Source organism: Kitasatospora sp. NPDC059812, assembly GCF_042732075.1.
In the GTDB taxonomy this organism is placed as follows: domain Bacteria; phylum Actinomycetota; class Actinomycetes; order Streptomycetales; family Streptomycetaceae; genus Kitasatospora.
Genome location: NZ_JBHWIO010000045.1, coordinates 9,519 through 20,481, shown reverse-complemented (window position 1 = coordinate 20,481; position 10,963 = coordinate 9,519). Strand labels below are relative to the sequence as shown.

At 73.1% G+C, this 10,963-nt stretch carries 8 protein-coding genes; 1 reads left to right on the top strand and 7 read right to left on the bottom strand.

What is annotated here, in order from left to right:
• On the bottom strand, window positions 1–1,703 hold a 1,703-nt coding region (locus ACFV6D_RS22330; protein WP_380560908.1), incomplete at its 3' end, for an FAD/NAD(P)-binding protein.
• Window positions 1,704–2,063: 360 nt separating this feature from the next.
• On the opposite strand from ACFV6D_RS22330, the gene ACFV6D_RS22325 reads away from it, so the two are divergent.
• Entirely contained in the window at window positions 2,064–2,693 is a 630-nt protein-coding gene (locus ACFV6D_RS22325) for an SRPBCC family protein (protein WP_380560907.1), read from the top strand.
• 6 nt (window positions 2,694–2,699) lie between these two features.
• On the opposite strand, the gene ACFV6D_RS22320 is transcribed toward ACFV6D_RS22325, so the two are convergent.
• The 6 genes from ACFV6D_RS22320 to ACFV6D_RS22295 all read right to left on the bottom strand — a co-directional run bounded on the left by ACFV6D_RS22320 (window position 2,700) and on the right by ACFV6D_RS22295 (window position 10,858).
• Complete coding sequence (locus ACFV6D_RS22320) at window positions 2,700–4,283, bottom strand: phytoene desaturase family protein (RefSeq protein ID WP_380560906.1); 1,584 nt, start codon at window positions 4,281–4,283, stop codon at window positions 2,700–2,702.
• A 131-nt stretch (window positions 4,284–4,414) separates the two neighbouring features.
• Entirely contained in the window at window positions 4,415–7,069 is a 2,655-nt protein-coding gene (locus ACFV6D_RS22315; protein WP_380560905.1) for a TIM-barrel domain-containing protein, read from the bottom strand.
• 152 nt (window positions 7,070–7,221) lie between these two features.
• On the bottom strand, window positions 7,222–8,070 hold the full coding sequence (locus tag ACFV6D_RS22310) for a carbohydrate ABC transporter permease (protein WP_380375353.1): 849 nt from the start codon (window positions 8,068–8,070) through the stop codon (window positions 7,222–7,224).
• 44 nt (window positions 8,071–8,114) lie between these two features.
• Window positions 8,115–9,044, bottom strand: a complete 930-nt coding sequence (locus tag ACFV6D_RS22305; RefSeq protein ID WP_380428075.1) for a carbohydrate ABC transporter permease — start codon at window positions 9,042–9,044, stop codon at window positions 8,115–8,117.
• Between the two features lie 43 nt (window positions 9,045–9,087).
• Entirely contained in the window at window positions 9,088–10,356 is a 1,269-nt protein-coding gene (locus ACFV6D_RS22300) for an extracellular solute-binding protein (RefSeq protein WP_380428077.1), read from the bottom strand.
• A gap of 217 nt (window positions 10,357–10,573) precedes the next feature.
• A complete protein-coding gene (locus ACFV6D_RS22295) occupies window positions 10,574–10,858 on the bottom strand; it encodes a hypothetical protein (protein ID WP_380560904.1) in 285 nt (94 codons plus the stop codon).
• Window positions 10,859–10,963: the final 105 nt, after the last annotated feature.

Here is a 10,963-nt window from a genome sequence, read left to right as displayed (position 1 = left end):
GCCCGCCGGGGCGCGGGGGGGGGGGGGGGGGCCCGGCGGGGCGGGGGGGGGCGCGGGGGGCGCGCGGGCCCCGCTGACGTGCGTGCCCGCTCAGCGGGCCGGTACCGCTCCGTTCGGCGCTCCCGGCCCGCTCGGCGTCCCCACCGTGCTGCGGCCCAGCAGCAGGGCGAGGTCGTCGGCCTGGCAGCGGATCTCCGGGATGGCGGTCGTCTCCAGCAGGTTGCCGCGCCGCAGCGAGCCCAGCGTCCACAGCGGTGCCGGCGCCCGGCCGCCGGTGGGGAGGAGCCGGGGCGGGGGGGGGGGGGGGGGCGCCCCCGCCGCCGGCGCCGGGGGGGCGCCGGGGGGGGGGGGGCGCGGGGCCCCGGCGGGGGGGGGGGGCCGCGCGGCGGGGGGGGGGGGGTCCCCCCCCCCCCCCCCCGGGGGGCGGGGGAGCCGAGGCCGGTGGTGAGCAGGTCGGTGATCAGCGGGTCGTCGACCCGGGTGAGTTCGGCCTCGGAGCCGGTGCAGTTCAGCACCGCCCCCACCCGCAGCGCGCGGCCGTCGTCCAGCCGGACGTCGATGACCTCGCCGACCTCCCCGACCTCCCCGACCTCGCCGCCCCCGTCGGGGCCGTCCGAGGTGGTCTTGGCGTCGGCCACGGTGCCCCGGCCGATGCTGACCAGACCCGCGTCGACGGCGGCGCGCAGGGCCTGGGCGCTGACCGGCGGGATCCGGTGGCGGTGGGTCTCCCAGAGCCGGAGGTCCCGGGCCAGCAGCCGGGCCTGGTCGGCGGGTGGGAGCTGCTGCCACAGGGCGCTGGTGAGGGGGCGGAGGCTGTCGACCCCGGCCCGCCAGTCGCCGTGGACGCGGCGGCAGCGGGCGATCTGGCACAGCACCGCCCGGCGCAGCGCGGGCAGCCCCGCACGGGCGTCGAGCTGCGGGGCGACCGGGGTGGCCGTGGCTACCGGCGCGGTGAGCGGGGTGGCGGCGTGCGGACGGGGGACCAGGCCGTGCCGGGACAGGGCGTGGACGACGCGTCCGGGGCGCTGGAGGCTGAGCGCCATGTCGACCATGGTCAGGCCGGTGCCGACGAGCAGGACGTCGCGGTCCTCGGGGACGGCGGCCAGGGCGCCGGGTGCCCAGGGGTCGGCCAGGAACCGCCCGGAGTCGCGCAGCGCCGGCGGTGCCCAGGCCTTGCCGGGTGCGAAGTTGCCCAGGGCCAGCACCGCCGCGTCGACGTCGAGCGGCGGCCCGTCGTGCAGCCACAGGCGCAGCGGCGGGGTGGTCGTCTGCGGCCGGTGGGTGAGGGCGACGACGCGGTCGGGCACCCGGACCAGGTCGGGGGCGCCGGGGCGGTCGGCCGCCGCCGCCAGGCTCTCGGCGAGGTAGCGGCCGAAGAGGCGCCGGGGGACGAAGTCGTGCTCGCCGCCGCGGTCGCCGAGCCAGCGCACGAAGTGGCCTGGGTCGTCCCGGTGGGCGCTCATCTGGCCGGCCCGGACGTTCAGCAGGTGGTGCGGCGCGTCGGTGCCGAACGCCAGCCCCGGGCCCGCGGGCCCGGGGTCGATGAGCCAGATCCGGGCCGGTGCGGGTCTCCCGGCGGCCGCGTGGTGGAGCAGGCGCAGCGCCGTCAGGGTGCCGGCGGCGCCTGCGCCCACCACGGCGATCTCTTGCGGGGTGCTGCTCTGGTTCACGGCGGCCGCGTCGGACGCGGCGGGAGACGTCATGCGGCCAACATCGAGCCGATCGCGCCGCCGCGTCCAACGACGGTTCATAGGCCCCTCGCCAAGCAGGACTTATGGCCGGGCGGCCCGGTGCCGCGCCGACCGGGGTGGGGGCGAAGGTCACGTAGGGTCCCGGGTTCGACACGTTCCGTCCCATAAGGAGAGTTTGGGGGCGCTCTGCCGCTCACCGTTCGAGCCTCTGGTTAGAGGGTGTCACGAAAGCTGTTGACCTCTCGCACAGATCCGCGTTATAACTTCTAACGAACGCGCAAGCATCTATCGAGCGCAGGGTCGCCGCAGCCGCGTTCGTAGTTCGACAGGCAACGCCAGCCCACCAACTGACACTCGATCAAGGGGAATTCCATGTCCGGCACCCGCAGCACCGGCGTCCGCGCCGCCCTGTTCGCCGTCCCGCTCGTCGTCAGCCTCCTCGGCGCCGCGGCCGCGCCCGCCGGGGCCGCTACCTCGCACCCCGGTCCGTCCCTGACCTGCCGCGGCGAGGGCGTCGACCCCCGGGCCCAGGTCCGCTACCGGGCCGAGACGGTGATCCACGCGCCGCTGCACACCATCTGGAAGCTGCAGACCGACGTGGAGCGCTGGCCGTCCTGGCAGGGCCCCGTCGCGAGCGCGGAGCGCCTCGACCACGGCCGCCTGCGCCCGGGGTCGGCGTTCCGGTGGACGACCCCGCTCCCGCCCAACCCCGCGACCACCGCCACCAGCCTGGACATCACCTCGACCGTCCAGCAGCTCAAGCGGGAGTCCTGCCTCCGCTGGACCGGCCCCGCCGACGCCGAAGGGCTGCACATCGACGGCGTCCACGTGTGGAACTTCACCCGGGTCAAGGGCGGCGTCCGGGTGAGCACCGAGGAGACCCACACCGGGCCCCAGGTCGACGCGGACGTCCCCACCGCGACCGCGATCCTGCGCCAGGGCCTCGACGGGTGGCTGCACGACCTGAAGACCACCGCCGAGGCCGAAGCCGACCGGCGCTGACCGGCGCTAGTCGGACAGGGCTTCGAGGGCGGCCCGGGCGGCGTTGTGGCCGGGGATGCCGCTGACTCCGCCGCCGCGGACGGCGCCCGCGCCGCACAGCAGGACGTTCGGGTGGGCCGTCGCCACGCCCCAGCGGGCGGCGGGGCCGTCCACCGGCCCGGTCGCGAACGGGAAGGAGAGGTCCCGGTGGAAGATGTGGCCGCCGGGCAGGCCGATCTCCCGTTCCAGGTCGAGCGGGGTCTTGGCCTCCACGCAGGGCCGGCCGGTGGCGTCCGGCGCGAGGCAGTCGGCGATCGGTTCGGCCAGCACCTCGTCCAGTTGGGCCAGGCTGGCCGCCAGGGCGCGCTCCTTGGCGGCCGGGTCGGTGAACAGCCGGGCGGGCATGTGCAGGCCGAACAGGGTCAGCGTCTGGAGGCCCTGGCGGACGGCTTCGGGGCCCAGGATGGTGGGGTCGGTGAGGGTGTGGCAGTAGATCTCCGACGGGGGCGCGGAGGGCATCCGGCCGGCCGCCGCCTCGGCGTAGGCGGTCTCCAACTGCCGGTAGCCCTCGGCGATGTGGAAGGTGCCCGCGAAGGCCTCCCGGGGGTCCGCGTCGGTGTCCCGGAGCCGCGGCAGCCGGCGCAGCACCAGGTTGACCTTCAGCTGGGCGCCCTCGGGCGCGGGCCCGGGCTCCTCGCCGAGGAGGCGGGCCAGGGTGGCCGGGGCGGCGTTGACCAGCACCCGGCGGCCCGCCGCGGTGGCCTCGCCGCCTTGGTGGCGGTACGTCACCTCGGCGTCGCCGTGGCCGTCGGTGGCGATGGCGGTGACCTCGCACCCGGTGCGGAGCTCCGCGCCGGCGGCCAGGGCAGCCTCGGCCAGCGCGTCCGTCACCGCGCCCATGCCGCCGACCGGGACGTCCCAGTCGCCCGTCCCGTTGCCGATCACGTGGTAGAGGAAGCAGCGGTTCTGCCGGAGCGAGGGGTCGTGGGCGTGGGTGAAGGTGCCGATCAGCGCGTCCGTCAGGGCGATCCCGCGGACCAGGTCGTCGCTGAAGGTCCGTTCGATCGTCTCGCCCAGCGGCCGTTCGAACAGGGTGGTCCAGGCGGCGTCGTCGGCGATCCGCCGGCGCAGTTCGGCGCGTGCGGGCAGCGGTTCGGTGAGGGTCGGGAAGACCCGTCGGGCGACCTGCCCGGTCATGCCGTAGAAGCGCTGCCAGGCCTCCCACTCCCGGTCGGTTCCGGTGAGGGCCCGGAACGCCTCCCCGGTCCGGCCGGGGTCGGCGGCGTCCACCAGCAGGCCGGTGGGCTTCCCGTCCCGGACGGTGGGGGTGTACGAGGCGATCCGGCGGCGCCGCAGGTCGAGCCGCAGGCCCAGGTCCTGGACGATCTTCCGTGGCAGCAGGCTGACCAGGTAGGAGTAGCGCGACAGTCGGGCGTCCACGCCCGGGAACGCCCGGGCGGAGACGGCGGCGCCGCCGACCCGGGGCAGCCGTTCGAGCAGCAGGACCCGGCGTCCGGCCCGGGCGAGGTAGGCGGCGGCCACCAGCCCGTTGTGGCCGCCGCCGACGATCACGGCGTCGTACCGGGCGGGGGTGGACGGGTTCGCGTTCACCCCCGCCACGCTACGGGACGGGGGCGGGCCGGGGAATGCCCCGGACAGAGCGGCCCCGGACACGGCGGCCCCGGAGCGCCGCAGGGCCCCCTCGCAGTGGTTCGCGAGGGGGCCCTGCGGCATCCGGCCGGTCAGCGGCCGCCGTGGATCAGTTCGACGGAGAAGCCGTGGTCGGTGGAGACGGCAGGCGTTTTGACCTGCGTGACCCCGGTCGCGGCGTCGTAGTACCAGCCCGAGGCGGCCGAGTCGAGCGCCGCCGCCGAGTCCAGCCGGGGCAGCGGTCCGCCCTGCGTGACGACCAGGCGCGGGGCGGGCTTGCCGTGCACGGTGAAGCGGTACCCCCGCTCGGCCGGCTTGCCGGTGTAACTCCCCACGCTGGCACCGACCTTGACGACGGTGACCGGCCCGTGGGCGCGGACGTCCACCCGCTGGGTGGCCGAGGCGCCGGCGGCGAAGCCGCGGGTGACGCCGTCGTCCTCGTACAGGGTGTAGGAGGAGTCGCCCTGCGGGTAGAGGTCGTAGTCGAGCCGGGTGTGGTCCCGGTTCTCCCAGGACAGCGTGCCCTCGGGCCACATCGGCACGATCGAGCCGCCCTTGACGAACAGCGGCAGGGTGTCCAGCGGCGCGGAGTACCCGTTGATCGTGGTGGGGCCCTGGTAGGTGCGCCCGGTCCAGTAGTCGGTCCAGGTGCCCTTGGGCAGGTAGATGCCGTCGCGCACCGAGGTGTCGGAGTAGACCGGCGCGACGAGGAAGTCCGGCCCAGCCAGGAACTCGTACTTGGCGTTCGGGCCGAGGGCCGCCGGGTCGTCCGGGTACTCCAGGGCGAGCGGGCGCACCGCGCCGACGCCCGTCCTGGTGGCCTCCGCCGACAGCGTGTACATGTACGGCAGCAGCCGCTCCTTCAGCTGGAGGTACTTGCGGTTGATCGAGGTGTAGGGCTCGCCGTCCAGCCAGGGCTGCTGGTCGCGCTGCTCCTTGCCGGCCATGTCCTTGGCCCAGCCGTCCATGGTCATGATGGCCGGGAGGAAGGACTTCCACTGGAGGTCGCGGGTGTACATCTTCGGGTCGCGGCGGTAGATGGAGCCGACGTCGCCGGTGTTGTAGGCGATGCCGGACATGGTGGCGCCGGCGTAGGTGGGGATCTGCCAGCGGATGTAGTCCCAGGACAGGCTCTGGTCGCCGCTCCACAGGACGCCGCAGCGCTGGGCGCCGGCCCAGGAGACGGGCAGCCAGACGAAGCCGCGGGCGTCGCTGCCGTCCTCGATGCCGGCCTTGGCCTGGTCGCAGGCGTTCAGCGCGAAGTCGTAGCCGTTGCCGACCCAGGCGACGTCGAGCTTGCGCACCCGGACGCCGGCCTTGACCTCGGCGGCCTGGTCGGGCAGGCCGTTCTGGGTCCAGAGCCCGAGCTGGGCGTGGTCCTTGCGCAGGCCCTCGCCGGTCTGGGCGAGGTTCTCGTAGCCGCAGCCGTAACCGTCGTTGACGAGCATCCAGCCGAGCGGCATCTGGTTCTGTGCGTAGCCGTCGGCGACCTTGAGCGAATCCGTGGTGTGGCGCTCGCCGCGGTTGGCGTTGTGCAGGTAGCAATCGGCGGAGCCGGGTTCCAGGCCGTAGACGGGCGGCATGAAGGGCTTGCCGACCAGGGCGGTGTACTTGCCGATCACCGACTTGACGTCGCCGGTGAAGTAGTAGGCGTCCAGGCGTCGTTCCTGCTGGCCGGTGTGCACGGGCGAGCCGAAGTCGTAGATGCCCGGTGCGAGGGTGTTGCGGAAGACGCCGTAGCCGGCGGTGGAGATGTAGAACGGCTGCGAGTTGTTGTAGCCGCCCTCGTTCCAGTTGGTGCTGTTGGCGACGTGGACGGTCTTGTCCCGGTGGGAGAAGGAGCCGTTCTGTTCGCCGCCGCCGAAGAACTGCTCGTCGGCGCCGCGGACCAGGCTCTGCCGCAGCCCGCTGGTGGACCAGCGCAGCGGGGCGTCCTCCTGCCAGACGGCGGTGCGGTTGTCGGCCTTGTACAGGCCGAACCTCAGGGGGTGCTTGTAGACCCGCAGCACCTGGTCCTTGGAGCGGATGCCGTAGTAGTCGCCGGCGTCGAACGACGAGGTGCTGCGCTGGAGTTCGGGCTGCTTGCGGATGATGGTGCTGCCGGCCGGGTCGGTGAGCACGCCGTCCGGGGCGGCGCGCAGCCGCAGCTGGTCGTCGGCGAGGAAGTCGACCTTGGCCTTGAGGGTGCCGGCGGCGATGTCGTAGCTGCCTTGGCCGCCGGAGAAGGAGGTGAGGTTTCCCGCGTCGGCGGTCTGCGGCAGGTAGGCGCGGCCGGTGAAGGAGCCGCCGTGCACGTCGTAGGGGACGACCAGGACGTGGTAGGTGCCCGAGGCCTTCGGGATGACGGTCGCCTCGGGGTTGGCGGTGCCCGCGCTCTCGGCGACCTCCTTGCCGTTGGCGTCGTAGATGTAGAGGTCGAAGTCGTCGGTGGGGTTCTGCCACTGGATCGAGAGCGGGACGCCGCCCTCGGGGTTGTCGTCCCAGTAGCCGGCGGGGGCGTCGACGGTCAGGTCGAAGCGGCCGCAGACGGTGCCGTCCGGGTCCTGGGCGGCGGACGGGCAGGAGGTGGCGCCGCCGAGGGTGCCCTTGGCGTACGTGGGGCTCTGCCAGGTGGTGCTCTGGTGGCTGCCGTCGAGGACGGCGGAGCCGGGGGTGGCGGCGCGGGCCGGCAGGGCGGGCCCGGCGATGGCGGCGATGCTGGTGAGGGCCACGGTGAGGGCGGCCCGGCGGAGGCGAGGTCGTACCAAGCGCACGGTGTGTTCTCCCGTCGGATGAGCAAGAGATGTTCACTTACTGCGCGAAGCTGCTTGAACATGGGGGAATACAAGCAACATTCACAGTTATGGCCAGTCCATGTCAATGGTGGAGCCGCCGTTCTCGACACCCCGGACGGCCGGGGCTACTTCACCGATCCGGCGGTCAGCCCGGAGACCACGTGGCGCTCGATGACGGCGAACAGCACCACGACCGGCACGATCGCGACCACCGATCCGGCGAACAGGTAGTTCCACTCCACGGTGTAGTTGCCGATGAAGCCGTTGATGCCGACGGTCAGCGGCTGGCTCTCCGGGGCCGTCGACAGGGTCAGGCCCATCACGAACTCGTTCCAGGCGGAGATGAAGGTGAAGATCACCGCGGTGACCACGCCGGGCATGGCCAGCGGCAGCACCACCCGGCGCAGCGCCCCGAGCCGGCCGAGGCCGTCGAGCAGCGCGGCCTCCTCCAGCTCGACCGGGATCGAGCCGATGTAGGCGGTGAGGATCCAGACGGCGAAGGCCAGGTTGAAGGCGGCGTTGCAGAGGATCAGCGTCCAGACCGAGTTGAGCATGTCCAGCTGGTAGAACTCGCGGTAGAGGCCCACCAGCAGCGAGGTCGGCTGGAACATCTGGGTGACCAGCACGAGCAGCAGGAAGAGCTTGCGGCCCCGGTACCTGAACCGCGCGGTGCAGTACGCGGCGGGCAGCGCGACCAGCAGCGCCAGCACGGTGGAGCCGCCGGCGACCAGCAGGGTGACCTTGAGGTTGGCGCCGAGCGTCGACTCGCGCCAGACGTCGACGAAGTTGGACCAGGCGGGGTGGTGCGGCAGGTAGCCCGCGTCGCGCAGCTCGTCGGCGGGGCGCAGCGCGGTGACGGCCATCTCCAGGTACGGGAGCAGGAAGACCGCCGCCAGCAGCCAGGCCGCCGCCGCCATGACCAGGGTGCGCGGCCGGATCCGAGCCCGGATCCGCGGCTCGGTCTGCGGCCGGATCCGGCGCGCGGGCGGGCGTGGCCGGCGTGTGGGCGGGCGGGCCGTCAACGCTCCTCCCCGTTCCAGCGGCCGACCTTGAGGAAGACGAGCACCATCAGCACCACCAGGGCGAAGTTGACCACCGACATGGCCGCGGACTCGCCGATGTCGGTGTTCTTCAGCTGGTACATGAACACCGTGCTGGTGGCCGTGGCGCTGCCCGGGCCGCCCTGGGTCATGCCCCAGATGACGGGGAAGGAGTTGAAGACGTTGATCAGATTGATCACGAGGCCGACCAGGAAGGCCGGGCGCAGCAGCGGCAGGGTGATCCTCCGGTAGGCCTGCCACGGGGAGGCGCCGTCCACCCGGGCCGCCTCGTACAGCTCGCCGGGGACGGTCTGCAGGCCGGCGAGCAGGGTGTAGGTGGTGAACGGCAGCGAGACGAAGACGGCGACGAGGACCATCCAGGGCCAGGCGGTCGACGGGTCGCCGAGCCAGTCCCGGGGGCCGTCGACCAGGCCGAGGTCGGTCAGCGCGGTGTTGAGCACGCCGGCCGTCCGGTCGAGCATCCACCGGAAGCCGATGGCGGTCATCAGGACGGACGCGGCCCAGGGGGCGATCAGGGCCCAGCGGGCGAACCTGCGCCCGGGGAAGCGCTGGTTGAACAGCTGGGCCAGGCCGAGCGAGAGCGCCATCGTCAGGCCGACGACGGCCACCGTCCAGACCACCGTCGAGAGCAGCACCCGGCCGAGGTCGGCCTCGCCGAAGAGCTTGCGGTACTTGTCCAGCCCGGCGGAGCCGCGGACGAATCCGCTGGTGCTGATGCGCAGGAACGAGGTGCGGGCCATCTCGTAGACGGGCCACAGGACGACGGCCAGGATCAGCAGGACGGCCGGGGCGATCCACGGCAGCGGTCCGAGCCGGCCGGGGCCGGAGCCCGTCCGGGCGGGCCGGCCGGGCCCGGAGGCCTGGGGGGTGGGGGAGTCGAGGGACACGGCGGTGCCTTTCGGACGGGGCGCGGGCCAGGGCGGGCGTGCCCTACTTGTTCGCGACGGCGTCCCGGGCCTTCTTCTGCAGGTCGCCGAGCACCTTGGCCGGGTCGCCGGCGACGGCGGTGCCGATGCTCTTCTTGAGCTCGGCCGAGACCGCGTCCCAGGTGGTGTTGCCGAGCGGGTAGAAGGCGGCGTTCGGCAGGAGGGCGAAGAACGGTTCGAGGTCCTTGTGCTTGCCGCTGGCGGTCATCTCGCGCAGGGTGCCCTGGGTGACCGGCATCAGGTTGTAGGTCTCGTCGAAGGCGAGCGTGTTGTCCTTGGAGTACGCGAAGTCGAGGAACTTCCTGATCTGGTCGCGGTGGCCGTTCTTCTTGAAGGCCATCGTCCAGTCCGCGACGCCGAGGGTGGAGGCGAGCGGGCCCGTCCTGCCGGGGACGGGCGCGACGCCGTAGTCGACCTTGCCGTCCTTGGACATCTGGATCAGCGAGGGGTGGCCGTTGGCCATGGCGGCCTTGCCCGCGGCGAAGTCGGCGAAGGCGGTCTTGCGGTCGGTGGTGGCCGGGTTGGCGTAGGTCAGGCCGGTGTCGACGAGGTTGGCCTTGAGCCAGCGGAAGGTGTCGACGTTGGCCTGGCTGTCGATGGCGTACGTGCCGTCCTTGGCGGTGGGGCCGCCGCCGTTGCCGAGCTCCCAGATCATGCTCTCGCCCTGGGCCTCCTCCGGGCCGAGCGGCAGCGCGTAGGGGGTGACCCCGGGCGCCTTGGCCTTGATCAGTTCGGCGTCCTTGCGCACCTCGTCCCAGGTGGTGGGCGGCTGGGTGATGCCGGCCTGCTGGAAGACGGCCTTGTTGTAGAAGAGGGCGCGGGCGGAGGAGACGAACGGGATGCCGTACTGCACGCCGTCGACCCGGCCGGCGTCGGCGAAGCTCGGGATCAGGTCGGCCCGGGTGTCGGCGGACAGGACGTCCTCGGCCTTGTAGAGGAGGTCGTCGGCGACCTTGTCGGCGTAGCCCCCGGTCTGCAGGACGTCGGGGACGTTGCCGCTCTGGATCATCGTCTTGACCTGCTTGTCGATGTCGTTCCAGTTCATCACCTGGACGTCGACCTTGATGCCGGGGTTGGCCGCGGTGAACGCGGTGGCGACGCCGTTCCAGTAGGCCTTGGAGCTGTTGGACTCCTTCTCGCCGTAGTCGGCGGCGACGAGTTTGAGCGTCACGGCGCCGTTCGGGGAGGACCCGCCACTGCTGCCGCCGCACGCCGTGAGGGCGAGCGCGCCGACGGCACAGACCGCCCAGAGGGCACGTACACGTGTGTTCACCGCAGTTACCGCCTTCGTACGCCGCTTGATCCTAGTTGCTTGAAGAGCGCTGGTTCTGAGCAGATTCGAAAGAGCGTGGCGTCGGGCAGTATTCACGAGGCGGACCGGCGGGGTCGAGGTGTCGCCCGGATGTCGTTATCGGACCGTTGCATGACAACTGGCGGTGCAGCAGAGAGCCCGGCCGGTTCTCCCCGGCCGGGCACCCCGCGTGAACAGGTCAGACGCGTGCGACCCGGACCCCGCAGGCGGCGATCGCCTTCTCCTGCGCGGCGGTGGCCTCGTCGTCGGTGACGAGGTCGTGCACCTCGGCGAGCGGGCAGATTTTGGCGAAGGTCACCCGGCCGATCTTGGTGCTGTCCGCCAGGACCACCGAGCGCGTGCTGGCGTGCAGGAACGCGCGGTCGGTCTGGGCCTCCATCTCGTCGTGCGTAGTGCAGCCCTCCTGCGCCGTCAGGCCGTCCACCCCGATGAACGCGAGGTCCAGGTGGTACTGGGCGAGCATCCGGGGGGGGGGGGGGGCCCCCCCCCCCCCGCGCGGGGGGGGGGGGCGGCCCGCCGCCCCCCCCCCCCCCGCCGGGCGGCGGGCGGCGCGCGGGGGGCGCGCGGG